Annotated in this window: 25 protein-coding genes; 13 read left to right on the forward strand and 12 right to left on the reverse strand. The window is 37.8% G+C overall.

What is annotated here, in order from left to right:
* Positions 1-150 precede the first annotated feature (150 nt).
* Positions 151-1,413 carry a M48 family metallopeptidase gene (locus KI363_RS08455; protein ID WP_212966105.1) on the forward strand — a complete coding sequence of 421 codons (1,263 nt, stop codon included), beginning with the start codon at positions 151-153 and terminating at the stop codon, positions 1,411-1,413.
* A gap of 75 nt (positions 1,414-1,488) precedes the next feature.
* On the opposite strand, the gene KI363_RS08460 is transcribed toward KI363_RS08455, so the two are convergent.
* Entirely contained in the window at positions 1,489-1,716 is a 228-nt protein-coding gene (locus KI363_RS08460; RefSeq protein ID WP_158320597.1) for an IDEAL domain-containing protein, read from the reverse strand.
* Positions 1,717-1,894: 178 nt separating this feature from the next.
* Between KI363_RS08460 and KI363_RS08465 the strand changes: the two genes are divergently transcribed.
* Positions 1,895-2,449, forward strand: coding sequence for a competence protein ComK (locus KI363_RS08465; protein WP_158320596.1), 555 nt, complete (start codon positions 1,895-1,897; stop codon positions 2,447-2,449).
* Between the two features lie 104 nt (positions 2,450-2,553).
* On the opposite strand, the gene KI363_RS08470 is transcribed toward KI363_RS08465, so the two are convergent.
* The gene (locus KI363_RS08470; protein WP_158320595.1) at positions 2,554-2,913 is read right to left on the reverse strand and encodes a YhjD family protein; all 360 of its coding nucleotides are present in this window, start codon (positions 2,911-2,913) and stop codon (positions 2,554-2,556) included.
* 189 nt (positions 2,914-3,102) lie between these two features.
* On the opposite strand from KI363_RS08470, the gene KI363_RS08475 reads away from it, so the two are divergent.
* The 4 genes from KI363_RS08475 (at position 3,103) to addA (ending at position 13,544) form a co-directional block, all read left to right on the forward strand.
* Positions 3,103-5,115 carry an alpha/beta hydrolase family protein gene (locus KI363_RS08475; protein WP_212966106.1) on the forward strand — a complete coding sequence of 671 codons (2,013 nt, stop codon included), beginning with the start codon at positions 3,103-3,105 and terminating at the stop codon, positions 5,113-5,115.
* 224 nt (positions 5,116-5,339) lie between these two features.
* Positions 5,340-5,948 carry a TVP38/TMEM64 family protein gene (locus KI363_RS08480; protein ID WP_212966107.1) on the forward strand — a complete coding sequence of 203 codons (609 nt, stop codon included), beginning with the start codon at positions 5,340-5,342 and terminating at the stop codon, positions 5,946-5,948.
* Positions 5,949-6,328: 380 nt separating this feature from the next.
* Positions 6,329-9,838 carry a helicase-exonuclease AddAB subunit AddB gene (addB, locus tag KI363_RS08485; protein WP_212966108.1) on the forward strand — a complete coding sequence of 1,170 codons (3,510 nt, stop codon included), beginning with the start codon at positions 6,329-6,331 and terminating at the stop codon, positions 9,836-9,838.
* Entirely contained in the window at positions 9,810-13,544 is a 3,735-nt protein-coding gene (gene addA / locus KI363_RS08490; RefSeq protein WP_212966109.1) for a helicase-exonuclease AddAB subunit AddA, read from the forward strand. The genes addB and addA overlap by 29 nt, the downstream gene beginning before the upstream one ends.
* A gap of 109 nt (positions 13,545-13,653) precedes the next feature.
* Here addA and KI363_RS08495 read toward each other — a convergent pair whose 3' ends face one another.
* The 6 genes from KI363_RS08495 to KI363_RS08520 are packed head-to-tail and all read right to left on the reverse strand — an operon-like array spanning position 13,654 to position 15,582.
* A complete protein-coding gene (locus KI363_RS08495) occupies positions 13,654-13,872 on the reverse strand; it encodes a spore germination protein (protein WP_158320590.1) in 219 nt (72 codons plus the stop codon).
* 3 nt (positions 13,873-13,875) lie between these two features.
* The gene (locus KI363_RS08500) at positions 13,876-14,268 is read right to left on the reverse strand and encodes a spore germination protein GerPE (RefSeq protein WP_191967329.1); all 393 of its coding nucleotides are present in this window, start codon (positions 14,266-14,268) and stop codon (positions 13,876-13,878) included.
* On the reverse strand, positions 14,255-14,449 hold the full coding sequence (locus KI363_RS08505) for a spore germination protein GerPD (protein ID WP_158320588.1): 195 nt from the start codon (positions 14,447-14,449) through the stop codon (positions 14,255-14,257). Before KI363_RS08505 ends, KI363_RS08500 begins: the two co-directional genes overlap by 14 nt.
* A gap of 55 nt (positions 14,450-14,504) precedes the next feature.
* A complete protein-coding gene (gene gerPC / locus KI363_RS08510; protein WP_158320587.1) occupies positions 14,505-15,092 on the reverse strand; it encodes a spore germination protein GerPC in 588 nt (195 codons plus the stop codon).
* A 28-nt stretch (positions 15,093-15,120) separates the two neighbouring features.
* Positions 15,121-15,336 (reverse strand): spore germination protein GerPB, encoded by a 216-nt coding sequence (locus KI363_RS08515; RefSeq protein WP_212966110.1) that lies wholly within the window; start codon positions 15,334-15,336, stop codon positions 15,121-15,123.
* A gap of 24 nt (positions 15,337-15,360) precedes the next feature.
* On the reverse strand, positions 15,361-15,582 hold the full coding sequence (locus KI363_RS08520; RefSeq protein WP_158320585.1) for a spore germination protein: 222 nt from the start codon (positions 15,580-15,582) through the stop codon (positions 15,361-15,363).
* 162 nt (positions 15,583-15,744) lie between these two features.
* On the opposite strand from KI363_RS08520, the gene KI363_RS08525 reads away from it, so the two are divergent.
* The 3 genes from KI363_RS08525 (at position 15,745) to KI363_RS08535 (ending at position 18,869) form a co-directional block, all read left to right on the forward strand.
* Positions 15,745-16,935: a DUF418 domain-containing protein gene (locus tag KI363_RS08525; protein ID WP_212966111.1), complete on the forward strand. Its 1,191-nt coding sequence runs from the start codon at positions 15,745-15,747 to the stop codon at positions 16,933-16,935.
* A 119-nt stretch (positions 16,936-17,054) separates the two neighbouring features.
* Positions 17,055-17,429: a YisL family protein gene (locus tag KI363_RS08530; RefSeq protein WP_158320583.1), complete on the forward strand. Its 375-nt coding sequence runs from the start codon at positions 17,055-17,057 to the stop codon at positions 17,427-17,429.
* Between the two features lie 39 nt (positions 17,430-17,468).
* Complete coding sequence (locus tag KI363_RS08535) at positions 17,469-18,869, forward strand: alpha-amylase family glycosyl hydrolase (protein ID WP_212966112.1); 1,401 nt, start codon at positions 17,469-17,471, stop codon at positions 18,867-18,869.
* 80 nt (positions 18,870-18,949) lie between these two features.
* Here the strand turns inward: KI363_RS08535 and KI363_RS08540 are convergent, their stop codons facing one another.
* From KI363_RS08540 to fakB, 3 genes are all read right to left on the reverse strand, one after another.
* Positions 18,950-19,441, reverse strand: a complete 492-nt coding sequence (locus KI363_RS08540) for a YajQ family cyclic di-GMP-binding protein (protein ID WP_158320581.1) — start codon at positions 19,439-19,441, stop codon at positions 18,950-18,952.
* A 104-nt stretch (positions 19,442-19,545) separates the two neighbouring features.
* Positions 19,546-19,680 carry a DUF3941 domain-containing protein gene (locus KI363_RS08545; protein WP_158320580.1) on the reverse strand — a complete coding sequence of 45 codons (135 nt, stop codon included), beginning with the start codon at positions 19,678-19,680 and terminating at the stop codon, positions 19,546-19,548.
* A gap of 57 nt (positions 19,681-19,737) precedes the next feature.
* Positions 19,738-20,598, reverse strand: a complete 861-nt coding sequence (fakB, locus tag KI363_RS08550; RefSeq protein ID WP_158320579.1) for a DegV family protein — start codon at positions 20,596-20,598, stop codon at positions 19,738-19,740.
* A gap of 186 nt (positions 20,599-20,784) precedes the next feature.
* Here fakB and KI363_RS08555 point away from each other — a divergent pair, with 186 nt between their 5' ends.
* The 3 genes from KI363_RS08555 to clpB all read left to right on the forward strand — a co-directional run bounded on the left by KI363_RS08555 (position 20,785) and on the right by clpB (position 24,757).
* Complete coding sequence (locus KI363_RS08555; RefSeq protein WP_158320578.1) at positions 20,785-21,582, forward strand: alpha/beta fold hydrolase; 798 nt, start codon at positions 20,785-20,787, stop codon at positions 21,580-21,582.
* A 96-nt stretch (positions 21,583-21,678) separates the two neighbouring features.
* Positions 21,679-21,987 carry a metal-sulfur cluster assembly factor gene (locus KI363_RS08560; protein WP_158320577.1) on the forward strand — a complete coding sequence of 103 codons (309 nt, stop codon included), beginning with the start codon at positions 21,679-21,681 and terminating at the stop codon, positions 21,985-21,987.
* Positions 21,988-22,156: 169 nt separating this feature from the next.
* Positions 22,157-24,757: an ATP-dependent chaperone ClpB gene (gene clpB / locus KI363_RS08565; RefSeq protein ID WP_158320576.1), complete on the forward strand. Its 2,601-nt coding sequence runs from the start codon at positions 22,157-22,159 to the stop codon at positions 24,755-24,757.
* A 36-nt stretch (positions 24,758-24,793) separates the two neighbouring features.
* Here the strand turns inward: clpB and KI363_RS08570 are convergent, their stop codons facing one another.
* Positions 24,794-24,979, reverse strand: a complete 186-nt coding sequence (locus KI363_RS08570) for a YjzD family protein (RefSeq protein ID WP_158320575.1) — start codon at positions 24,977-24,979, stop codon at positions 24,794-24,796.
* Between the two features lie 219 nt (positions 24,980-25,198).
* Here KI363_RS08570 and KI363_RS08575 point away from each other — a divergent pair, with 219 nt between their 5' ends.
* Positions 25,199-25,765: a hypothetical protein gene (locus KI363_RS08575; protein ID WP_212966113.1), complete on the forward strand. Its 567-nt coding sequence runs from the start codon at positions 25,199-25,201 to the stop codon at positions 25,763-25,765.
* Positions 25,766-25,806 lie beyond the last annotated feature (41 nt).

Raw genomic sequence — 25,806 nt, forward strand, 5'->3', positions numbered from 1 at the left:
TCTGGGATGTTGGTGGTCTGGTAACCTCAATTATCCTCAGAATTTAGGGGGTGGCAAGTTTTTTATTTATAAACCCTTTTAAGTCAAGGATGGATTAACTTTTTACTATAGATTTTTTGACAATACGAGAGATGGACAAGGGGGGAGATTATGATTCGTAAATGGGCTTTTCGTGCCATTGTGTTGTATCTTTTATTTGGAATAGCGATGTATGCTTATTTGTTTTTCTTCGCGAATACCGCGGTCCCAGAAGCGTTGCGTGGAACAGCGGTTGATCCGGCAACTTTTCTAAATGGTCGAGAACTAATGCTAAGTGAAGATTATTCTAGAATCCGCAATTTGCTTTTTTTCTTAGCGACGCCTTATGAATGGTTATTTTATTTCTTGATTTTGATTTTTGGTGTATCAGCTACATTTGAAAGATGGGCAAACCATACATCTAAGTTCTATGTCATTCGATCAGCCATTTATTTATTTTGGTTGTCTCTAACTTCTTTTATTATTATGTTCCCTTTAAGTTATTTATCCTTTACCATATCGAAATCATACCAGATCTCAACACAGACTTTCTCGGGGTGGATGAAAGATAAGTTGATTGATTTTTGGGTGAGTTATGGAACAATGTTTGTTGTGATTACCGTTTTATATTTTTTAATAAAAAAATTCCCGAAACGATGGTGGCTTGCAGCTTGGGGACTGATGATTCCCTTCTCCATATTCATGATGTTTATCCAGCCTGTTGTGATTGATCCGTTATATAATGATTTTTATCCTTTGAAGGATAAAGAACTTGAAACAAAAATTCTCGAGATGGCGGATAAAGCGAATATTCCAGCTGAACATGTCTATGAGGTAGATATGTCTACTAAAACAAACTCGTTGAATGCCTATGTGAATGGGATAGGCTCCAATTCACGGATTGTTCTTTGGGATACGACACTTGAACGATTAAGTGAGGAAGAAATTCTGTTTATCATGGCACATGAGATGGGGCATTATGTTGAGAAGCATATCTATATTGGCATGGCTGGCTATATCCTCTTATCGCTAATAGGGCTTTGGCTTACAGCTAAACTAATGGAGCGTTGGCTAGCAAGACGAGGAAAAGAGTGGAAAGTGGAAAAAATGAGCAGCTTGAGTTCCTTACCTGCTTTTCTATTGATCACATCTGTTCTATTGTTTGCGGCTAGCCCGCTAACGAATATGGTTTCCCGTTACCAAGAGTCGAGGGCAGATACCTATGCGATTGAAATGACCCAGGATAAGGAGGCTGGGATCGAATCATTCCAAAGTTTAACAAAAGCAGGACTTAGTCAAGTCAATCCTCCGTATTTGGTGAAAATATTCCGTTATGGGCACCCTACGATGCTGGAACGTATCAAAAAGATTGATGAATATGAACTTAATAAGTAAGAATAGGGTGAGGAGAAGAAAACATGTTTTTCTTCTCCTTGCTTTTTACAACAAAAAATCCCCTTGTAAGGGGATTCAATATCCAATAAGATCTTTTAACTCTTTTGATAATTTTTTAAAAGCATTACGGTCATTCTGATCAAGTGCATGGTCGATAGCTATCCGAAGTTCCCGTTCTTTTCTCTGCTGCAAGAGATCATTTAAAATAAATTCAACATACCATTGCATTTCTTGAGTATTATTTTTGTTTTGTGTCATTGTATATTCTTTTAGCAGCTCTTGGTAAGATTTTCTTTTTTCCATTGCTGATCACCTCTGACACTTTTTTTAATTATACCGAATAAACGGGAAAAAATCAATTGAATAATTGGAATTTTCCAATGTGATTTTTTAAAATTTACATTTGGATTATTTTGACATTATATGAATCTTAAGATATACTGTTCTGTGAATATAGAACTATATGTAGGAGGAGAAAAATGTGAATAAAGAACTAATTGAAGAATATTTGATCAATCCTTTTACCCTAATGATTAGACCGATTGAAAGGGAAGGAAAAAGCATAACTGAAATAATTGAAGTGGATGAGCTTTATTATTCGGCAGAGTCACCACTCAGCATTATTAAAAGAAATTGTGGATATTATGGATGCGATTACGAAGGGCGTCGTAATGGCACAAGACAATTAATTAATATTACCCACAAAGCACCTATCCTCTTAGAATCGCATACACCCATTTATTTTTTTCCAACTAAGTCACCTCAACATGAATTTTGTGCGTGGATTGCCCATGATCAAGTAAAGTCCTTTCGAAAGGGAAACGTTAAGGCCACGACTGTTGTGAAGTTTCTAAATAATCGTGAATATACTGTTTCGATTTCGTCTGTTCCCTTTGGAACCCAAATGTCGCGAACAGCCATGCTTAGAATTGAATATGAGAAAAGTGTTCAACGGATTGAGATGTATAATATGTTTAAGCAATCATATTTTATGAAGGCATCTGAAGAAAGAGGGCCGTATAGGCCATATAAATAATTAAGAGATTTAGTCAAGGTTTCCAAAAAAATAACTTAACCCAATTGATCCGCTCCTAGCGGGTTAATTGGGTTGAATCATCGCGATTAGCTGAAAATGCATCTCTATATTTTCTTCTTTCTTATATAAAACTCCATCAATTCCTCAGTCTTATGCCGTAACTTCGGATTGAAGTAATTATGCAATTCTTCATAGCCCTTATAAAAAAAGCAATACATTGTAAAGGCTTCATCCGATTTTAAACGTTGAACTTTGATTCCGTGGTGGCTCATATAATATTTTACCTTGGATAAATCTTTTTGAATCGTTGCGATCGTTTCTTCGATAAGTTTTATGTATGGATTTCCTAGTTTAAAAGGTGTTTTTTCAATTAATTGTAAATCACGTTGTAGAATCTTCAGTAAAATAGGCAAATAAATGGCCTGCTCAATGACCTCTAAATCGTTTGTTGGAATTCTTGACATAATATCCAATCTCCTTTTAGGAACGTTTGTTCTGATTATTTTACACAGCCATAAATCATTTGACAAGTAGCAAATTTTGGAAAAAGATAAGAGGGAGAGGCCAACAGGATGTTGATCACAAAGGCGTTGCGCTAGGACGGCGCGAATTTAGCCTTTGATCCTTAATAATACCCAAGGGGAGTGAGTTGGATGGAAAGAAAGCAAGGAATCAAGCCAAACGATTTATATGAATTGAAAACAGTGGCAGACCCACAATTATCACCAAATGGAGAAGAACTGGTCTATATTGAAACTCATATAGATAAGGAAACAGATGATTATATCTCTAATCTTTTTTACATGCATTTAGACGAAAAGAAACCGCTACAATGGACTTTTAGTCAAGGGAAAACTTCGTCACCTGTTTGGTCTCCTGACGGAAACCAGATTGCTTTTGTTTCTTCACGTGATGGTCAATCGCAAATTTACATTATATCTAAACATGGCGGAGAGGCGAGGCAAGTTACTTTTTCTAAAAATGGGGCAACAAATCCAGTTTGGTCTCCATGTGGGAAAAAATTAGCCTTTTCAACGAAAATTGGACAAGATGAGACTATTCATGATCGCCCTGATAAAGAGAAAAAGGAAAAAAGCATGAAACCACTCATTGTTGATAAAATGAAATATAAATCGGATTCGGGCGGCTTTCTTGATGTAGAGTTGATTACCCAGATTGCTGTCGTGGATTTGGAGCAAAATGAGGTTGAACAATTAACAAACAAAACTTACCATTGTCATTTAGAAGCATGGTCACCAGATGGAAAATACATATCCTATATAGCTGATGTAGCAGAAGACACTGATTTTTCATTTGTGAATGATGTCTTTCTACTGGAATTGGAAACGAAACAAAGCCAAAACTTAACAGCTGGAAGAGGCAGTTTTTCTCAGACTTCATGGTCACCTAATAGCCGTTATTTGGCTTACGTAGGAAGCGAACGTGAATATGAAAATGCGACTCAAGCAAAATTATGGTTGTATGATGTAGAGAAAGAGACAAAAGTTTGCCTTACTGAAGCTTTAGATGCACCGGTTGGCGATTTCATTGTCGGTGATTTCCTGCAAGGCGTCGTATCTCCACGTGTACAGTGGTTGAATGATAGTCAAAGCTTTTATTTTCAAATAACAGATCATGGAAATACACTGATCTATTTTGGAAACGTTTCTGGCGAAATGTATCCAGCACTCAATGATGATGAACATGTATATGGTTTTTCCCTTAATCCTAGGAACGATACCGCTCTTGCATGTATTAGCTCGCCAGCTGATCCGGGTGATCTGTATTATGTGCATTTGCAAACTGGAAAGAAGGAGCGGTTAACAACAGTAAATAAAGAGTTTTTAGCCACAAGAGAATTATCTTGTCCTGAAATGATGGAATTTGAAGGAAAAGATGGTTGGAAGGTCCAAGGTTGGATCATGAAACCAGTCCATTTTCAGGAAGGAAAAAAATATCCAACTATTTTAGAAATTCATGGCGGCCCTCATGCTATGTATGGAAATACCTATTTTCATGAATTTCAAACCTTGGCAGAGGAAGGGTATGTTGTGATATATGTCAACCCCCGGGGAAGCCATGGATATGGACAAGAATTTGTGAATGCTGTGCGGGGAGATTATGGTGGGGGAGATTATGAGGATTTAATGGCTGCTATCGATTTTTCCCTTCGTTCCTTTGAGTATATTGATCAAGAACGACTTGGTGTGACGGGTGGTAGTTATGGTGGATTTATGACCAATTGGATTGTAGGGCATACAGATCGTTTTAAAGCGGCTGTTACGCAGAGGTCGATTTGTAATTGGATTAGTTTCTACGGTGTTAGTGATATAGGTTATTATTTTACTGAGTGGCAAATACTATCTGATTTAGAGGATATAGAAAAATTATGGAAACATTCTCCTCTCAAATATGTGAAGCATGTTAAGACTCCGCTATTAATTTTGCATAGTGAACAAGATTATCGTTGTCCGATTGAACAAGGAGAACAGTTATTTATTGCGTTGAAGAAGAATGGCAAAGAGACAAGGTTTATTCGTTTTCCTGAATCCAATCATGAATTATCCCGGAGTGGGAAAACAGATTTCCGAATCAAACGGTTAGAATATATACGGGATTGGTTTGAAAAATATCTATCACCAACTAAATCTCCCATCCAAGGGTAGAGGAAAATGGAAATGATAAATGGTGGGTTCTGCATCCACCATACTTCCTGTAAGATCGGGAACAAAGGTTCATAACTTTTAAGAGAACGATTTTTTAATGAAAATGCAGAGAGAAAGTTTAGCCGAATTTGTGAAAGGTATACTAAAAATAGATAAAGGAAAATCTGTTTATGATATAATTTTTAGTAGAATATCTTGCATGATGGATCGAGGAATAGCAAATTATGGACTTTCATTCGTTTAAAGACTGGTTCACATTGGAAAATATTACGGATTTGATTGACCACTATCGTTCATTTGGACCACTACCAGGAATTTTATTGCCATTGCTTGAGGCTTTTCTGCCCTTTTTACCTTTGTTTCTCTTTGTATTAGCCAATGCAAATGCTTTTGGACTTGGGTGGGGTTTTCTATTCTCCTGGATTGGGGCATCGGTAGGTGCACTTCTCGTTTTTCTGCTTGTTCGTAGATATGGAAATACACGCATATTTCACTTTTTATTAAAGCGAAAAAAATTCCAAAGTTTAACAAACTGGTTGGAGAAAAAAGGGTTCGGTCCCTTGTTTCTCTTATTATGTTTTCCATTCACTCCTTCTGCTGTTGTGAATATTGTAGCGGGAATCTCAAAGATCAGTATTTATCAATATATGATAGCTGTATTTGCTGGAAAAGCTGTAATGATTTTCACATTAAGTTTCATCGGATATGATATAATCTCGTTAATTAAACAACCTGTTCGGACGGCTATTGTGTTAGTAATTATTACGATACTTTGGTTTATCGGAAAACAAATTGAAAGTAAAATTGAAGAGAAGGTACATGAGCGAGGATAAAAACGGAGAAAGTTACATAAATATCGGAACAAAAGCGTAAGCGCCCGTTTAACGACGTACAAACTTGGTTAATAAGGTTGAACGGCTAAAATCGCGCCGTCCTGGCGGCAGACTCAATCGTGACGTCCTGTCGCTTCGTCTGCACTAGTACATCCTTGTACGTCGCAACGCCGTTCTGACCAACATCCTGTTGACTTACGCAAGCAGGCACCGAAAGTTTGCTAGTCGCTGGGTGGAGCTAGACGTATAAGAAAAAAACAGACATAATCGAAAAAGTTACCTTTGTATAGGTAACTTTTTTGGTAGGAATATATGTTCTTTATGATATAATAGATGATTGAAAATGAATATACCCTCCATAACAAAAGGAGTTGGAATAGATGTCTTTTCGATTCGTGATTGGACGTTCAGGAACAGGGAAAACGACCTTGTTCTTAGATGAAATAAAAGAGAAATTGGAAAATGATCCAAATGGTCATCCGATTTTGTATATTGTTCCGGAACAGATGACCTTTTTGTCAGAATATCAGCTCATCAATACTTCGGGTATTACTGGGATGATCCGTGCTCAAGTGTATAGTCTAACAAGGCTCGCCTGGCGTGTTCTACAGGAAACAGGTGGAATGGGACGGAAACGGATTACGAGCACAGGTATGAATATGTTGATTCGTAAAATTATTGAGGATCATAAAGAAGAACTGAAGCTATTTAAAAAAGCTTCTGATAAAACGGGATTTATTCAACAAATTGAGACAGTGTTAACTGAATTTCAGCATTATTGTATTACACCCGAGGAACTGTCTGAGAAAAAAACAGATTTAGCATTTGGAGCCTCGACACGTGTGCTTGCTGATAAATTACATGATTTAGAACTTTTGTATAGTAAATTTATTCAAGGTTTGGAAGGAAAGCATGTAGGCACAAATGATTATCTAGATCTACTGGCAGAATCCATTAAAGATTCAAGCTATCTAAAAGACGCGGAAATCTATATTGATGGATTTCATAGTTTTACACCACAGGAATACCGGGTTATTGAGGAATTGACGAACCATTGCAAACGGGTTTCGATCGCTCTTGTGCTTGATCGCCCGTTTAAATATGGCACGATGCCAGACGACTTATATTTATTTAGAACGACGGGTGAAACGTATTCTCGATTATTTGAGTTGATGCGCTCTAACCATATTCAAATAGAGGACGATGTCTTTTTATATCAATGCAAAAGATTTGAAGAAGAAAGCTTACAACATCTTCAGTCTCAGTTTGAAAAACGTCCCCATCAACCATTTACCGAATCTCCAGCGATTGAATTAAAGATCGCTGCTAATCGTCGCGCGGAAATAGAAGGAGTGGCCAGAGAAATTCGTCGACTTGTCATGGAGAAGGGGTTTAGGTATAAAGATATCGCTATTTTGTTAAGAAATGAACATGAATATCACGAAATGCTAGAAACTGTTTTCTATGATTATGACATTCCTTTTTTCCTTGACCAAAAACGAACGATGCTCAATCATCCTTTGATTGAATTTATTCGCAGCGCTTTGGAAGTAGTAAGTAGTCAATGGCGATATGAGCCTGTTTTTCGAGCGGTGAAAACGGATCTTTTATTCCCATTAAATGAAAATCTATCAAAGTTAAGAGAGAAAATGGATCGCCTTGAAAATTATTGTTTAGCCAATGGAATAAAAGGAGAGCAATGGACAAACTCGCAGAAATGGACTTATAAACGTTATGTTGGTTTGGAAATGGAAAATGTACCGCAAACAGAGGAGGAAAGAGAGCTGGAGGCTGAATTAAATGCTTCTCGTGAGCTCGTTGTTGCACCATTACAGAAATTGGCTAAACGATTGAAAAAGGCACAAAATGGCCGGGAATTATGTGAAGCTGTATATCTCTTGTTGGAAGAACTTGAAATTCCTAGAAAACTTGAAGTGCGGAGTTTGGAAGTTGAGAAGTTAGGAAGGTTACATGCTGCTAGGGAGCATGACCAAGCTTGGGATATGGTCATCGGATTACTGGATGAATTTGTTGAGATTCTCGGTGAAGAGCCATTATCTATGACAAAATTTATCTCTATATTAGAAGCGGGTTTGGAGGCTGCCAAGTTTTCTTTGATTCCACCTGCAATCGACCAAGTCTCCGTTGCCAATATGGAGTTATCCAGACTTTCTAATGTGAAGGTTGCTTTTATAGCAGGTTTGAATGATGGTGTCTTACCAACAAGTTTTGAAAATGATGGTGTTTTTTCAGATGAGGATCGGACAAGTCTAGAAGAAAAGGGTATCAAACTAGCTCCAAGTGGAAAGGACCTTGCCTTAGATGAGGATTTTGTTGCTTATCGTGCCTTTACCATTTCAAGTAAGCAATTATATGTATCTTATCCACTTGCAAACGAAGAGGGAAAAGCGCTGTTGCCTTCTCCATATTTAAAGAGAATTCAAGGACTATTTCCAGAAATGAAAAAGAGCTATGAAGTGAGTGAGCCGATCGAACTGGATTTTGAAGAACAATTATCCTATATCTATCATCCGACGACAGCCATTGCCTATTTATCAAGGCAATTGCAAATGAAGAAAAGGAATTATCCGATCGCCGATTTTTGGTGGGATGTGTATAATTTTTTCGTCGAGCATCCTACGCGAAAAATAAAAGCTCGACATATTTTATCCAGCTTATTTTCTAGTAATAAGGCAAGAAAGCTTTCAGGTGAAACAAGTCAAGCGTTATATGGAAAGGAAATCCTAGCAAGTGTGTCGAGAATGGAATTATTCCATGCTTGTCCATTTTCGCATTTTAGTGCACATGGGCTTCGGTTACATGAAAGAGATATTTTTCGCTTGGAAGCTCCACATATAGGAGATCTATTCCATGCGGCATTAAAGTGGATTGCCAATGAAATCAAACATCAGAATGTAGAGTGGAGACATCTAAATCATTCAGAATGTATAAAACTAGCGAAAGACGCGGTACATCAATTAGCACCCAAGCTATTAAACCAGATATTGTTAAGCACCAATCGTTATTTTTATATAAAAAGAAAACTGGAGCAAATTATTGCAAGAGCAACTTTTATTCTTGGACAACATGCGCAATCGAGCGGTTTTGATCCAATTGGAATAGAGTTGGCTTTCGGGCCATTTAAAGATCTACCCCCTTTAACCTTTACGCTCAAAAATGGCACAAAGATGCAGCTTCAAGGGAGAATTGATCGGGTGGACAAAGCGGAAGATGAAAATGGTCTCTACTTAAGGGTGATTGATTATAAGTCTAGTGCAAGAGCATTGGATTTAAATGAAGTTTTATATGGATTGTCTCTACAAATGCTGACCTATTTGGATATTGTCATTACGCATGCACCACAATTAATCGGAACAGAAGCCATTCCAGCAGGTGTCCTTTATTTTCATGTTCATAACCCTATGGTGGATAGCGAGCAAAATTTACCAGAAGATCAAATTGAAAAGGAAATTTTAAAGCAATTTAAAATGAAAGGCCTGCTTCTTGGACAGGCGGATGTGGTCCAATTAATGGATACTTCCTTATCTTCTGGGACATCAGATCTTATCCCGGCCGGTTTGAAAAAGGATGGTCACTTAACTTCTAGATCAAGCGCCGCTAGCCGTGAAGACTTTGACAGCCTACAACAATATGTAAGAAAACTTTATAAAGATTCAGGAGAACGGATTATGGATGGACAGGTGTCCATTTCTCCTTATAAATTAAATGATCGAACACCATGTCAATTTTGTGCTTTTAAACCTGTCTGTCAGTTTGATCCTTCACAAGAGGAGAATGATTATCGCCTCATCCCTAAACGATCAGTGAACAATGCATTGGCAATGATAAAGGAGGCTGTTTATGAAAACGATCATTCCAATAAAGCCTAAATCTGTCACATGGACAGATGATCAATGGAAAGCCATTATGGCCAAAGGGCAGGATATTTTAGTTGCCGCTGCAGCGGGTTCAGGTAAAACCGCCGTACTTGTTGAACGGATCATTAAAAAAATAATATCAATAGATGATCCAGTTAATGTCGATCAACTTCTGGTCGTTACATTCACCAACGCTGCCGCAGCAGAAATGCGACATAGGATCGGAGAGGCTTTGGAAAAAGCAATCGAGGAAGACCCAACATCGACTCATTTGCGCAGACAATTAGGTCTTTTAAATAGTGCTTCTTTCTCTACCTTGCATTCATTTTGCTTAAATGTGGTGAGAAGTCATTATTATTTAGTGGATATTGATCCAGGATTTCGAATTGCTGACCAAACAGAGGCTGACCTTCTTCGTGATGAAGTGTTAGACGAGGTATTTGAATATGAATATGGTTTGAAAGAAAATGAAGCTTTTTTCCAACTTGTCGATACTTTCACAAATGACCGCAGTGATCATGCCTTACAAGAATTGGTATTTAAATTGTATGATTTTTCTAGGTCACATCCCAATCCTGATCAGTGGCTAAATCAAATTGTGGACATGTATGATCTCGCGGATGACCAATCGATTGATGAATTACCGTTTATTAGCGCATTAAAATTTGATGTTCAGCTTCAGTTAGCTGCCGCGAAAGAAATGCTTCAAGCAGCGGTGGAGATCGCCCAACTTCCTGGTGGTCCTTCTCCAAGAGAAGATAACTATCTGGATGATCTTTTGATTGTGAAAGGAATGGAAGAGGCCTATTGGCAAGGGTGGGAGAATCTTTATGAGGTTATGAATCAATGGAGATTCTCAAGGGCAAAACCCTGTAAAGGGGAGGAGTATGATCCCGAATTAATCGAGGATGCGGATCAATATCGCAAACAAGCTAAAAACATATTAGAAAAATTGAAAAAAGAGCTCTTTTCAAGAAAACCAGCTTCATTTTTAAAAGATATGGAAGAAATGAAAGTGATTCTGAAAAGCTTGATTGACTTAGTGAAAACATTCGCCAATCAATATTCCTTAAAAAAAGCTGAAAAAGGGCTTGTTGATTTTGCTGATTTGGAACATCTTTGTTTAGAAATTCTCTTAAATAAAGAAGACTCGGCGATTGCACCTTCGGAAATCGCCCTCGCCTATCGCAATCAGTACAAAGAGGTTATGGTGGATGAATATCAAGATGTCAATTTAGTTCAAGAAACCATTCTTCGGCTTGTCGCGGCTGAGGATGAGAAAAACGGAAATTTATTTATGGTTGGAGACGTTAAGCAATCCATTTATCGTTTTCGCTTAGCAGAGCCGAATCTTTTCCTAGATAAATACTTACGTTTTACCCCTGGTGGTGAAGATTCTGGTCTGCGGATTGACTTATCCAAGAATTTCCGCAGTCGACAAGAAGTTTTAGAAGGTGTTAATTTTATTTTTAAACAAATTATGGGGTCTACAGTTGGAGAAATTGAATATAGTGAAGATGCTGAATTAGTAAAGGGAGCTGCTTACGCAGAATCTGAATCTGATCCATATCCAGTAGAAATCTCACTCGTAAATCGGTCAGACGAGGAAGAAGATCCATCAGCTGAAAGCGAAGATTTTGACTTAATGGAGCTTGAGCAATCTCAATTAGAAGCTCGCCTCATCGCACAGAAAATTAGAACGATGATCGATGAGCGCAAAACAATCTACCATTTAAAATCTAAAGATGAAAAACCAGTTCAATATAAAGATATTGTCATCCTTGTACGTTCACTCGGTTGGGCTCCAGATATTATGGATGAGTGTAAAAACTTAGGGATACCCGTTTACGCGGATTTATCGACGGGTTATTTTGAAGCAATCGAAGTGTCTATTATGCTGTCTTTGCTAAAAGTAATCGATAATCCGGATCAGGATATTCCACTTGCGGCTGTTCTTCGGTCCCCAATCATCGGTCTAAATGAAGAGGAACTTGCTCATATTCGGATCCAATCGAGAAAGAAAAGCTATTACCAAGCGATGAAGCAATTTATTGCTTCTATACCTGACCCGAAATATACGCAGGCACACCAACGTGTATCGCAATTATTTGCTCAGTTAGATGAATGGAGGAGTTTGGCTAGAGAAGGATCCTTATCCCAATTAATCTGGCAATTATACCGGGATACTGACTTTTATGAATTTGTTGGTGGATTACCTGGTGGAAAACAACGCCAAGCAAACCTTCGTGCCCTCTATGATCGGGCTTGTCAATATGAATTAACTTCGTTTCGTGGTCTGTTTCGTTTTCTAAGATTTATTGAAAGAATGCAAGAGCGAGGAAATGATTTAGGTGTAGCGCGTACGCTTGGCGAGGAAGAAGATGTCGTTCGGATTATGACCATTCACTCCAGTAAAGGGTTGGAATTTCCTGTTGTCTTTATAGGTGGGATTGGGAAAAAGTTTAATATGAGGGATATTCAAAGTAGTTTTTTATTTGATAAGGAATTCGGGTTTGCAAGTAAATACGTAAATCCAGAAAAACGGATCTCATATCCATCACTTCCTCAAATTGCTTTAAGGAAAAAGAAAAAAATGGAATTACTAGCCGAAGAAATGAGAATATTATACGTTGCTATGACAAGAGCGAAGGAGAAATTGTATTTAATTGGCAGTGTAAAGAACTTCGAAAAAGAAGTGAAAAAATGGTCAAGTGTAGCAAAGACATCTGGATGGTTACTCCGAGACCATGAACGAGCTGCTGCGACGTCTTATTTAGATTGGATCGGCCGAGCGCTTGTGCGGCATGAACAAACGAAGGAATTTTCTAACGGAATGGAATTCAATCCTCTTCAGCACCCTTCCCAATGGAGAATAGAGATTGTCTCGCAAAAATCTTTAGCGGTTAAAGTTGATGAAGAGGAGTCGATCGATGAGGAATGGTTAACAAATGTACAGGCAGGAGAAGCTATTCCGTTTACCTCACCTGAAAAAGAAGAGATCTATAAAAGACTTCAGTGGAATTACCCATATTCCATTGCCACACATAAGATGTCGAAGCAATCGGTGACGGAACTAAAAAGACTTTTTGAAATAAAGGATGAGGCAAGCGGCACTCAATTGGTCAATCGAGAGCAAAAACTCCTCTACGATCGGCCAAAGTTTATGAAGAAAAAAGGTCATCTATCATCAACTGAAATTGGAACAGCTATGCATACAGTGATGCAACATATTCATCTAACGCACCTTCCAACAATACAGTCCATTGAAGAACTGCTGGATCAACTCGTAGGGAAGGAAATTCTTACATTGGAGCAAAAGGATGCTATTCCAAGTGAGCAAATTGTCAACTTCTTTGCGCATAAGTTAGGAAAGCAATTGCTAACAGCCGATAAAGTATATCGAGAAGTACCTTTTACGATGGGAATCCCTGCTCATACCGTCTATCCTGATTGGGACAGCCAAGAGGAGAATATTTTGGTGCAAGGAATTATTGATTGTGTATGGGAAAATGAGGATGGAATTTTCCTATTAGACTATAAAACAGATGCGATTCAAGGTAAATTTCCAGATGGTTTTTCTCAAGCCAAACCAATCCTGACTAAACGTTATCAAGTACAGCTGGATTTATATGAACAAGCCCTGCAAAATATATGGGGAGTCCCTGTAAAAGAAAAATATTTATATTTCTTTGATGGGGGACATTTTCTATCATTATAAAAAATACTTGGATTCATTTTTATGCTGATATACAGTTATCAGTGGGCGTTGTAGCTTGAAATTAATCTGTTGGCCTCAAGTGAAAGACTAGGTGATCAACACCTAGTCTTTAATTATTTCCAAGGGTCGGCTGATCAATTAAATTGGTATCAACCGTTCCATTTGCACTAATCCCATTTAAAACAGCGACAAAGGCTCCTGAACTGTTGGAACCAGATCCAGTGGTTGTTTTGGCAGCCGATTTAGGGGAGATCACGGCCGTATCCCCAAAATGCACAGTTCCGCCTTCTACATTAAAAATTTGTACAGGTCCAATTAGGGCAGGCATTCTTTACTCTCCTTCCTCGTTATTCATGATTTCAGCAGGAATATGTCTTATATGATGTACTCTTGAATCCATGTATACGTTGTGGGTGCTTCCAATTTGCGTGATCGCGGAAGCGGAAAGTCCTTTAATTCGGATGCTCCTAACTCTAATATTAGGTAAAGCTTGGTATTTTTGGATTTTGGGGAGCTCAGGTAATATGGGCATCAATGTAGGTTCAGAAAAAATAGAGTAAGCACCAAAATTTCCTTCCTTACCAAAAAAGATTTCTTCTCTACGTTGGTCAGCTAGTGCTCGACTGAATCCTCTAGTTTGGGCAGTATCCCCAATTTCGAGGATGGAACTGAAAAGGATGTTGGTAATATGAATGGTTTCAACCATTGAATTACGTTTCCACATTTTCATCCTCCGGTGGAAGTGGAACAAAGGGACCGATGATTAAGGACTCTGGTGGGGTATCAAAAGTGGAAGCTAATTGAATCGTGTCTGCATCGCCAACTAATAATAAGGATGAAGTTGTAACACCTGTTATTTTGATATCTCCCACACAAAGCTCCCGATTAATGACATGTAAATTCATTGCAAATCTCCTTTTTTCTTAGTCGTTATTTATAAAACGGGCGCTGACACTTTTCTTAATGATCTTTCCTATCTTGCCCTTGGGGTACTTGTGAAATGAAAGCATAAATGCCTTGATTAATGTCTCCGATAATTTGTTGATAGATATTGTCTAAATGCTGTTTCTCTGTTTGCTCCCGGTTTGAATGGTGGATTGATTGCTGAATATAATGGTCAACTCTTGCGGGTAATTGTTTTTGGATATCCTCTTTAATCAGATTTCTATACTGGATATCCAATTTTTTATTAAGCTTTTTTTCGGTTTCTTCTACAACAGAGTCCACGTTCTCATCTAGGTATTGATTCACCCTTTTAAGGAGCTGTTCCTTTAATTGCATATGATCACTATGTCGCTTGGGGGGCAGAGACATATCTTCGATACCTTCAAGGTCTGATGGATTTAATCCAATATTTAATGTCCCTTCCAATGTTTCGACTTTTAATTGATCAAATTTATAGTCTAATTTTTCCACAACAATGGATGGTTTTTCTTTCAGTTGGCTAAGCTCAGTATTTAATTTATCAAGGGATGTTTTTAGATATTCTAGTTGTTTTTGCTGGTGTTGGACCTGTTCATAAAGTTGTTGGAAGTAATAAGGATCCATATTGCACCACCTTCAAACAGAGTATTCATTAACCTAAGGGAACAAGACTTACTTCTGACCCAGCTTCACCTGCTTCACCAGTTATTGCAATAGATGGTGCAGGACCTTTAAAACCTCCTGTATTGTACAAATGAGAGGAAGGAGTAATCACACCGGCTGTCCCAATTTGCAGAACCGAGGAATTGGTAAGGGCGCCAATTCTGATCGTTTGAATATGAATGGATTGTTGAATGTGAATCGTCATAAAGTTCTCTCCCAATGAAAAGCTTTAAAGTGTAAACATAATACCCTGATCTAGTGTGTCGCTATCATACGTATTTGTAGCGGAATAATGATTCGTGACAGCGATTTGATCGCCTGTATTAAATGATCCAGCACCTGCAAATACTTTAGATGAGGAAACAGGGTGTAGTTGAAAAACATCCCCAACGTTAAAAGTCCCAGAGCTACTAAGCGTAATGATTTGAACGGCTCCGACAAAACCAGGCATTACCGTTCACTCCTTTGTTATGTGTTATGATTGGGGAAAATTTTAATTCGCGATATTGTAACAATTTATCTTATGAAAAAGGAAAAGGAATTGTGCTTTTAAGCGCGGAAAGGTTAGAATAAATAGGATGCAAGAAAAGGAGATGGGGGAGAGTATTAAGTTATGGAATATTCATTAGGTCCCACTTTATCAAGAGATCGTTTGCACTCTCTTGATAGTTTAAGAGGTTTTTCCTTACTAGGGATTTTTATTGTCAATATGCTGAGTTTTCATTCACCATTCAGTTATTATAATCCGTATGAATGGTGGCAGTATGATGATTTAACATCTTACATGTGGATTGATATTTTGGTTCAAGCGAGCTTTTATCCAATATTTGCTATGATGTTTGGCTATGGAATGGTGCTAATGAGGGATCGCTTTCGTTCAAAAGAAACTTCATTTTGGAAGGTCAGTGTTCGCAGGCTCCTTGTCCTACTGATGTTTGGAATCATTCATGCCTTTCTTATTTGGCATGGGGACATTCTCATCATATATGCTTTAATGGGATTACTATTATTACCTATGCTTAGGTTATCTGGTCCGCTCCTACTGTCTATAGGGGTTGCTGTATACATACTCCCACAATTATTTATGAGTTTTATCTTAATCATGGTTTCTTTCATCGATACATCTACTCTTGGAGATTTTACGGATATTATGAATCTTCAACTTTCCGCCGACGTCTATGCAAATGGCACGTTTTGGGAAGTCACACAAAGGCGTGTACTAGATTGGTATATGACGAATGGACCGGCTAGCTTTATTATGATTATTTTCATGATCCTCCCTTTTATGATGGTTGGAGCAGGAGCAGCAAAATTAAAATGGCTAGAAAAAGCGAATCGTCATAAGGTATTATGGACCGTATTATTTTTTGTGTTTTTATTACTTGGTTTGGCTGGAAAGATCCTCCCAATTGCATTTGGTCAAACAATCAGCAATCAATATATACAAGATATGATTGGTGGTCCATTATTAAGTGTCGCTTATATTGCTCTTATCGTTCTGTTGATGTCTAGTCCGTTTATGGCAAAATTATTAAAACCCCTGGCAAACACGGGAAGAATGTCGATCACAATTTATTTAAGCCAATCTATTATTGGTACATTGATTTTTTATTCATATGGTTTAGGCTTATACGGAAAGATATCTGTAGCCGGTGGCACATGGTTAGCGATTGGTATTTTTGTTTTACAAGTTATTTTTGCGGAAATATGGTTATCTAAATTTAAGCAAGGTCCTGTAGAAAAACTTTGGCGCATGCTTACTTATGGTCGTAATAAGAAGAAACTATCCGCAAGTGAAAGGTAATGAATAGGTAAAATGTACAATATTGTGAAATAAATGGTTAATCCTGTGGTTTTTAGCCTATATATGATAATATGAAACCAAATTGTTAATCTGCTAGTACTTTGAAAGGAGGAAAATGAATGTTTGATCGTACGGATGCCCATATTACAACGTGGGTGATTGCTATTATTTTATTTATTGTTGCTGTCGCTCTACATAAAAGTGGCAAAGAAAAAGCGATGACGATCGTGCAAATGATCTTACGTGTTTTTTATTTATTGATTATCACGACAGGAGTGCTGCTCTTTTCAAAATGGGGTAGTACTGACCCAGCTCTTTACGGAGTAAAATTTCTTTTTGGTGTCGTTGTGATCGCGATGATGGAAATGGTTTTAATTCGAACGAAGTTAGGTAAAAAAACAGGGGTGTTCTGGACCATTCTTATTATTGCATTTATTGTCACTTTTTATCTTGGTGCAAGGCTTCCACTAGGCTGGAATTGGTTTGCATCGTAAAACCGCATGTGTGCGGTTTTTTTCTTGGAGGTATTGATTTTGTTAAAAAAATTCATGATTACAATATTATTGAGTCCATTATTTCTTTTAGTTCCTATCACAGTGGGTGCAGAAGGAATCAACGGACAGGATTGGCAAGATGAAATGATTTATTCCCTTATGGTTGATCGCTTCTCAGATGGGGATGTGGATAATGACTTTGACGTAAATGTCCAAGATCCATTACGCTACCAGGGTGGTGATTTCCAGGGGATTATAGATCAGCTTGATTACATAAAAGAGATGAATTTCACTGTTGTGCAACTTTCTTCTATTTTTGCTAACGAAGAAGGGGGATTTCATGGGGAGTGGGTAAAGGATTATACACAACCTGAGCCCCATTTTGGCACGATAGAGGAGTTTAAACAACTTGTAGATGAAGTACACAAACGAAAAATGAAAATGATCCTTGAAATACCTGTGATGTCTCCAGAGGAATACCCGAATTTAGAGGAAGTTCTTTTATCGGCGACTCTTTCTTGGATTGATGTCGGGGTAGATGGGATTCAGATGAATCATCTTAAAGAATTAACTCCGGCTTATTGGGAGCACTTTATTTCAGAAGTCAAGAAAGCAAAACCAGATATATTTATTACAGGATTTGAAAAGGACTTAGATCAAACCGAATTAGAGGCTTATGATCAACTTGGATTTGATAGTATGGTAAATGTTCCTCTAAATCGGTTATTGAGAGAAGAACTTTCCGAACCGAATCAATCTTTTCAACCTCTATTTGATCTATGGGAAAAAAATGAAAAGAAATTTTCTCGAAGAATTGCTTTTTTTGATAATCAATATACACCTAGATTTACAACGGAAATGCTTGAGAAAGGGACCTATCCTATTACTGGGTGGAAACAGGCTTTAGCATTTTTATATACCCAACCAGAAATGCCAATGGTCTATTATGCGACGGAAACAGCGGTAGATGGTAAAGAATTGCCTGAAAATATTCCTTTAATGAATTTTCGGGCGGATAAGGAATTAAGTGATTATATTTCAAAGTTAGGTCAGATTCGTAAGGAACAACCAGCTTTAACAAGGGGTACAATCAAACTCCTGTATGAGAAAGATGGGATGGTCGTCTACCAGAGACAATACAAAGCAGATACGCTGGTCATTGCCGTAAATAATACGACGAAAGATCAAGCCGTTCGCCTATCTAAGGAGCAATTAGAGGACGAAAAAGAGTTAAGAGGTTTATTAAACAATGATCTTGTGAGAAGTGCAGATGGGGAATATCAGCTTGTGATTGATCGAGATCAAGCGGAGATCTATAAATTGATGGAAAAGAGTGGATATAATATTCTGTTTATCCTTTCCATTTTTATTGTGTTTGCCCTGTTCGGCCTATTTATGTATATTGCATGGCGGAGAGGAAAGAACAAGCCGATTGATTAAAAGCAAACGGACGTATTAAAACACCGAACTGAGCTTCTCTGTTCGGTGTTTTTATGATTCTCTCTATGTATGAATGCAGATTATCGATAATTGACAAATTGAACATCAATCGGTAGATCGGCCTCTTTGATAAGATGAATGACTTGTTGAAGATCATCACGATTTTTACCTGTTACGCGGATTTGTTCATCTTGAGTTTGGCTTTTAACTTTTATACCACTTTGCTTAATGAGTGTATTGATTTTTTTTGCATTTTCTTTATCAATTCCTTGGACGATTTTCGCTCTTTGGCGAACCGTTCCACCAAAGGCACTTTCTAACTTGCCATAGTCCAGATTTTTAATCGCCACTTCTCTTTTGATTAGTTTACTGAGTAATACATCTTTTAGTTGTTTCATTTTAAATTCATCATCGGAAATGAGAACAAGTTCATCATTTTGTAGGCTAATTTCACTTTTACTCCCCTTAAAATCATATCTATTTTGAATTTCCTTCATGGCAATATTAATCGCGTTCGTCACTTCTGATAAATCAACTTTTGAAACAATATCAAATGAATTTTCTTTTGCCATCTTTTTCCCTCCCGAAAATATACTTCCTCTTATTATAGTTGATTAAGCAAGGGGGAACAACCTGCATATTATTAAAAAATGAGGAGCGGTATGCTCCCCAATGTTTACAGATGATCTGTTTTCTTTGAATATTGATTTTTTCCGGCTTTGCGATTTCTTTCACGTAATTCATTTTTAGCTTCTTGAGTAGCTTGGTTATCCCTAGCCTTTTTGTCGTTATCTGAAGTGTTGTAACGCATTTTACCAATCTCCTTTCATGTGGAAATGATGTTTAGTTTTCCTGTTAAATGGAGATATTATGCTTGTTCACTGTTTAGGAAAAAGATCGCCAGTGTACTGGGGCCAGCATGAGAGGCAATCACAGCACCAATAATATTAATATAGAATTTTTTGGTGCCAAATCGTTCTTCAATCATTTTTTTCATTTCTAGTGCGAGTTCCTCATCATCTCCATGGCTTATACCAATCGTCTGATTTTGCAGATTGACGCCGCGTTCCTCCATCACATCTAACATTCGCTTCAGTAATTTTTTCTTTCCACGAATTTTTTCGATCGGCACGAGTTTCCCATCCTCCACATGAAGAAGGGGTTTAATATTTAATAATCCACCTAAAAAAGCTGAAGCCTTAGACAGTCGGCCGCCTCTTGCCAAAAAATCTAAATCCTCAACAGTAAATAAATGTTCCATATGTTGACAATGAAATTCAACGTCAGCAATGATTTCTTCTATTGTTGCACCAGCTTTTAATTTTTCAACTGCTGTTTTTACGCATAATCCATAACCGATGGATGCACATTTGCTATCAATAATCGTTAATTCTAATTCTGGGTATTCTTCTTTCACTTGGTCCCGGATCATAACAGCCGTTTGATACGTGCCCGATAACTCAGAGGAAAACGCAATATACAAACCTTTCTGACCTTGTTCCGCTAAATTAGTGAATAATTCCTGAAATAATTGAGGGGAGGCTTGAGATGTTTTTGGCATTTTCCCTGCTCGAATTTCTTTGTATATCTCTTTAGGTGTTATGGTTTCCAAATCTAAATAATTTTTGTTATCTAAATGAACTTGGAGAGGGATTAATTGAATGTCATGCTCTTGAAAATATGATAATGGCAAATCAGACGCACTGTCTGCAAATAATTTAACCGTCATCCCGAATCACTCCTATGGATAAAATATAATAAAGCCGTCGTTCATTGCCTTAAGTTTACCGATTTTATGTGAAAAGTACAATCACTAACTGGAAAAAGCATATAAAAAACTGCCACATTTGGCACTTTTTCTTTCTAGTGATAAGATGAAGATATTTGAAAGTCAATTTTGTAAAGGGGAGCCAGCATGATTGAGATTCATAATGAAAAATTAAAAGATATCCCATTTCTTCATGTTATAAAAGATGAATATCGTGATCTTGCACAGCCAATGGTGTTTTTTATTCATGGGTTTACGTCTGCGAAGGAACATAATCTTCACTTTGCTTATTTATTGGCAGAAAAGGGATTTCGAGTAGTATTACCGGATGTTCATCTTCACGGTGAAAGAAGTAATGGGCAAAGCAACAAAGAATTGATGTTCCAATTTTGGAGGATGGTTGTTCAGACGATCTCTGAATTGGAAGTTTTGAAAAACGAATTCGTTAACAGAGAGCTAGCTAAACCTGAGAAAATCGGACTTGTTGGTACCTCTATGGGCGGTATTATTACTTTTGGGGCCCTTACACAATATAAATGGATTAAAGCAGCTGTCTCCTTAATGGGTAGCCCGAGTTACGAGAAATTAGCAAGAGGCCAAATTAGACAACTAAAAGAAGCAGGAGTAAAACTTCCTTTTTCAGATCAGGAGTTAGAGCATGAATATGCATCTTTAAAGCCTTTTGATTTAAGCATGAATCCTGAAAAATTAGCACAACGGCCCTTGTTAATCTGGCACGGAAAGCAGGATCCGATTGTGCCATTTCAGCCAACTTTTGATTTTTATGAGAAAAGTAAAGAGGCATATACAAAAGTACCTGCCAATTTACAATTTATTGTAGATGCGAAAGCAGGTCATAAGGTCAGTCGAGAGGCCCTTTTAAAAACAGTTGATTGGTTTGAAAATCATTTATTTCCTCAACATAATTCGGCTGTAAAAATATAGACAATTGTCTTAAATAACGGGATCATTTTAGTTTGATTTTCCCACGGTTTTGGTATGATAGAATAAAGGAGACAGTTCTAAAAGGAGGAAAAAAGCATGGATGAAGCTTTGAAAGAAAATATCATGGGTGCGTTGGAACAAGTCATTGACCCAGAACTTGGAATCGATATTGTGAATCTAGGCTTGGTTTATGACGTTGATATGGATGAAAATGGATTGACAAAAGTGACGATGACATTAACCTCAATGGGATGCCCGCTGGCACCTGTGATTGTCGATCAGGTAAATGCGGCTCTTGTAGATATACCTGAGGTAAAAGAAGTCGATGTTGATATCGTTTGGAGTCCACCTTGGTCTAAGGATAAAATGTCACGTTATGCAAAAATCGCTTTGGGCATATCCTGAATTGTCACGTTTAAAAAGGTTAGAATAGGGAATTTGTTAACAGAAGACTAGTAATACCCTAGTCAATGATCGAATGGCGGAAAGCTCCTTTTGGAAGCCTTCCGCTGTTTTTCGTAAGTGAAGAAAAGCACAAGAAACTTAGAGTAAACGAGTGATAGGATGTGAGCAAATGGATCTAAGCAACATGACGATGACGATGCAAGAAGGCTTTGTTGAGGCACAGCAAAAAGCCGTGAAGGAAAGTCATCCTGAATTGGATGTGATTCATCTATGGTATGTCTTGTTAGAAAAAAGTGATAGTTTGCTGGCTCGTTTATATGAAGGCTTAGGAGTAGCAAAAAGTGAAATTCAACAACAACTTGATCGGTACATGGCTACAAAACCCCAGGTAACAGGGGAAGGTATTAAAGGAGGACAATACCTTAGTTCTGATTTACAGAGTCTGTTACGAGAAGCAGAAAAAGCAAAGGAAAAATTGGAAGATGAGTATATATCTGTCGAGCATATTGCCTTAGCTTTAATGAAATTATCTAACAATCAATTATCTAGATTTTTATCTCAAAAAGGCATTACAGAAAAAAATCTGAAAAATGAAATTGACCGGATTAGAGGAGGACAGCATGTGACGTCACAAAACCCTGAAGCAACTTATGAAGTATTGAAGAAGTACGGTAGAGATCTTGTTTCCGAAGTGAAGGAAGGGAAGCATGACCCTGTTATTGGCCGTGACCAGGAAATTCGCAATGTTGTACGCATCTTATCAAGAAAAACAAAAAATAACCCTGTTTTAATTGGGGAACCGGGCGTTGGGAAAACGGCTATTGTTGAAGGATTGGCACAACGGATTGTTAGAAAAGATGTGCCAGAAGGATTAAAGGATAAAACGATTTTTTCATTGGACATAGGTTCCTTAATTGCAGGTGCAAAATTTCGTGGTGAGTTTGAAGAACGCTTAAAGGCTGTGCTCCAAGAAGTGAAGAAAAGTGAAGGGAAAATCCTGCTATTTATAGATGAGATTCATACCATTGTCGGGGCAGGAAAAACGGAAGGTGCGATGGATGCTGGCAATATGCTGAAACCGATGCTAGCACGAGGAGAACTACATTGTATTGGTGCGACTACTTTAGATGAATATCGTCTCCACATTGAAAAAGATGCGGCTTTAGAGCGGCGTTTTCAAAAGGTGTTAGTCTCTGAGCCAACCGTGGAAGACACCATTTCCATATTAAGAGGACTTAAAGAGCGGTTTGAAATTCACCATGGGGTCAATATTCATGACCGAGCTTTAGTAGCGGCAACGACTTTATCTGATCGTTATATAACGGACCGGTTTCTGCCAGATAAAGCGATTGATCTTGTTGATGAAGCATGTGCCAATATTCGGGTGGAAATTGATTCAATGCCCACCGAGCTTGACGAGGTAACGAGAAGAGTGATGCAATTGGAAATTGAAGAGGCGGCCCTTCAGAAAGAAGAGGATGAGGCAAGTAAAGAACGTCTAGAGATCCTTCAGAAAGAACTAGCAGATCTAAAAGAAAAAGCAGATGAAATGAAAGCAAAATGGCAATCTGAAAAAGATGAAATCTTACAACTTCAGGGAAAAAGAGAGGAATTGGAGAAATTTCGCCGAGAGTTAGAAGACGCCGAAAATCAATATGATCTCAATCGTGCGGCAGAACTCCGCCATGGAAAAATTCCAGCCATTGAAAAAGAATTGCAAGCAATGGAAGAGAGAGTCATTGCTCATCAGGAAGATGAAAATCGCCTTGTGAAAGAAGAGGTTACGGAGGACGAAATTGCCGAAATTGTTTCACGTTGGACAGGAATTCCTGTTATGAAATTGGTTGAAGGGGAAAGGGAAAAATTATTAAAGTTAGACTCTATTTTGCATAAGCGTGTAATCGGACAGGACGATGCAGTGGAACTCGTGAGTAACGCCGTACTACGAGCAAGAGCAGGGATCAAAGATCCGAATCGACCAATAGGTTCATTTATCTTCCTAGGACCAACAGGGGTGGGAAAAACTGAATTGGCAAAGGCTCTTGCGGAAACTTTATTTGATAGTGAAGAGCATATGATCCGCATCGATATGTCAGAGTATATGGAAAAACACGCAGTCTCACGCTTAATCGGGGCACCACCTGGTTATGTTGGTTATGAAGAAGGGGGACAACTGACGGAGGCAGTCCGCAGAAAACCCTATTCTGTTATTTTATTAGATGAAATTGAAAAGGCCCATCCTGAAGTTTTTAATATTTTATTACAAGTATTGGATGATGGACGGATTACCGATTCCCAAGGAAGACGAGTGGATTTCAAAAATACGGTCATCATTATGACCTCAAATATTGGTTCCGCGCACCTATTGGAACGAGAAGGGGACCAAGAAGAGATTGACGAAAAAACAAAAGAGCTTGTATTGGGACAACTGCGTACGGCGTTCCGCCCAGAATTTCTCAATAGAATAGACGATATCATTTTGTTCAAACCACTCACATTAAATAATATTGTAGGGATTGTCGGAAAACTATTGAATGAATTACGGCAACGTTTAAGCGAACAAAATATCCAACTAGAAATATCAGAAGACGCAAAACGTTTTATTGCTCAAGCGGCATACGATCCAATATATGGTGCCCGTCCGCTAAAGAGATATATGCAAAGTCATATTGAAACGAAACTGGCAAAAGAAATTATTGCCGGACATGTCCACCCTTTTACCACGTTGAAGATTGAAGTACAAGACGACCAAATAACCATCCTGCATTAAAGCTCAACAAAAAACTCGCCAAAGCGGCGAGTTTTTTTAACGTTCGTTAGTGGGCTGTGGTGAAATCGATACAGTTCCAATCAAGGAAACCAAAACAAAGATCACCACGCCAAAAATGGACGCAGTTCCAAAGCTATATGGAATACTGTTCATAGATGAAATAACATAGCTTACAACATGTCCAAGAATGAAGGCCCATACAAAGGTCATTACGAATTTCATATTAAATCCCCCGAAAATATTCTATTTTATTAAGAAGTTAGATGATAACCGAATACTGCAATCATACCATATGGATAAAAATTTATAAAGTGATACTTTTCATAACGATCGCTCTTACTTTCTTTACATTTTCATTTGCTGGATTGTGATTGCAGGGATTAAAAAAGGAAACATCATGCATAGTCTAATAATAACAGTAAAAATAGGGGGATGAATACGATGAAATCTGCCATTGTTTTAGGAGCCCGGCAACGATATGGTTTTATGATTTGTGAACAATTATTGGAACAAGATTACCAAGTGTACGCAAAGGATTTTATTCAATGGCAAACAAGTGAGCAGGAAGAAAGATGGCTATTTATCGGCAGAAATGCCCATTTACAATATGCCCATTTACATGAGGAGAAAAATATTTTCGACGAAAAGGTTTTAATGATCATTGTCCCTTTAGTCGACTTTTATTCACAACAGAAAACAGAAGTACATGATTTGTTGCTTTCTATTTTAAAAGAACAGAATTCGATGCAGATTCAAACGCCGATTGTACTTATTCAACCTTCTTGCATGCAGCGATCTTACTCGACTTTTTCTCAAGCAATAGAGAAAATAAAGGAAGAGAGAATAAAAATGGGTGGGGAAGTGCTGGAATACCATATTACGATGGGAAATGAAGATATTTATTTCAGACTTAACAATTATAGTGAATGGATCAAAAATACTGAGGGGGGAGAAATAGGAAGTGTGATTCATCATTTAGCAGAGAAGGTTAAAGCAGATGGTTGTTAGGCTTTGATGTTAAAATTTTAAAGGAAAAAGAGGGAAATTCA

It is taken from the genome of Lederbergia ruris (assembly GCF_018332955.1).
Lineage (GTDB): Bacteria > Bacillota > Bacilli > Bacillales > Bacillaceae_C > Lederbergia > Lederbergia ruris.

What these genes read in the sequence shown, in the direction of transcription:
- KI363_RS08520 (WP_158320585.1), bottom strand. Translation starts at nt 15,582, where the DNA reads ATGCCTGGTTTTGTCGGAGCCGTTCAAATCATTACGCTTAGTAGCTCT.
- KI363_RS08515 (WP_212966110.1), bottom strand. Translation starts at nt 15,336, where the DNA reads ATGACGATTCACATTCAACAATCCATTCATATTCAAACGATCAGAATT.
- fakB (WP_158320579.1), bottom strand. Translation starts at nt 20,598, where the DNA reads ATGACGGTTAAATTATTTGCAGACAGTGCGTCTGATTTGCCATTATCA.
- KI363_RS08495 (WP_158320590.1), bottom strand. Translation starts at nt 13,872, where the DNA reads ATGCCTGCCCTAATTGGACCTGTACAAATTTTTAATGTAGAAGGCGGA.
- KI363_RS08480 (WP_212966107.1), top strand. Translation starts at nt 5,340, where the DNA reads ATGGACTTTCATTCGTTTAAAGACTGGTTCACATTGGAAAATATTACG.
- KI363_RS08570 (WP_158320575.1), bottom strand. Translation starts at nt 24,979, where the DNA reads ATGAAATTCGTAATGACCTTTGTATGGGCCTTCATTCTTGGACATGTT.
- KI363_RS08555 (WP_158320578.1), top strand. Translation starts at nt 20,785, where the DNA reads ATGATTGAGATTCATAATGAAAAATTAAAAGATATCCCATTTCTTCAT.
- KI363_RS08455 (WP_212966105.1), top strand. Translation starts at nt 151, where the DNA reads ATGATTCGTAAATGGGCTTTTCGTGCCATTGTGTTGTATCTTTTATTT.
- addA (WP_212966109.1), top strand. Translation starts at nt 9,810, where the DNA reads ATGAAAACGATCATTCCAATAAAGCCTAAATCTGTCACATGGACAGAT.
- gerPC (WP_158320587.1), bottom strand. Translation starts at nt 15,092, where the DNA reads ATGGATCCTTATTACTTCCAACAACTTTATGAACAGGTCCAACACCAG.
- clpB (WP_158320576.1), top strand. Translation starts at nt 22,157, where the DNA reads ATGGATCTAAGCAACATGACGATGACGATGCAAGAAGGCTTTGTTGAG.
- KI363_RS08460 (WP_158320597.1), bottom strand. Translation starts at nt 1,716, where the DNA reads ATGGAAAAAAGAAAATCTTACCAAGAGCTGCTAAAAGAATATACAATG.
- KI363_RS08575 (WP_212966113.1), top strand. Translation starts at nt 25,199, where the DNA reads ATGAAATCTGCCATTGTTTTAGGAGCCCGGCAACGATATGGTTTTATG.
- KI363_RS08500 (WP_191967329.1), bottom strand. Translation starts at nt 14,268, where the DNA reads ATGTGGAAACGTAATTCAATGGTTGAAACCATTCATATTACCAACATC.
- addB (WP_212966108.1), top strand. Translation starts at nt 6,329, where the DNA reads ATGTCTTTTCGATTCGTGATTGGACGTTCAGGAACAGGGAAAACGACC.
- KI363_RS08525 (WP_212966111.1), top strand. Translation starts at nt 15,745, where the DNA reads ATGGAATATTCATTAGGTCCCACTTTATCAAGAGATCGTTTGCACTCT.
- KI363_RS08475 (WP_212966106.1), top strand. Translation starts at nt 3,103, where the DNA reads ATGGAAAGAAAGCAAGGAATCAAGCCAAACGATTTATATGAATTGAAA.
- KI363_RS08560 (WP_158320577.1), top strand. Translation starts at nt 21,679, where the DNA reads ATGGATGAAGCTTTGAAAGAAAATATCATGGGTGCGTTGGAACAAGTC.
- KI363_RS08470 (WP_158320595.1), bottom strand. Translation starts at nt 2,913, where the DNA reads ATGTCAAGAATTCCAACAAACGATTTAGAGGTCATTGAGCAGGCCATT.
- KI363_RS08545 (WP_158320580.1), bottom strand. Translation starts at nt 19,680, where the DNA reads ATGCGTTACAACACTTCAGATAACGACAAAAAGGCTAGGGATAACCAA.
- KI363_RS08505 (WP_158320588.1), bottom strand. Translation starts at nt 14,449, where the DNA reads ATGAATTTACATGTCATTAATCGGGAGCTTTGTGTGGGAGATATCAAA.
- KI363_RS08540 (WP_158320581.1), bottom strand. Translation starts at nt 19,441, where the DNA reads ATGGCAAAAGAAAATTCATTTGATATTGTTTCAAAAGTTGATTTATCA.
- KI363_RS08530 (WP_158320583.1), top strand. Translation starts at nt 17,055, where the DNA reads ATGTTTGATCGTACGGATGCCCATATTACAACGTGGGTGATTGCTATT.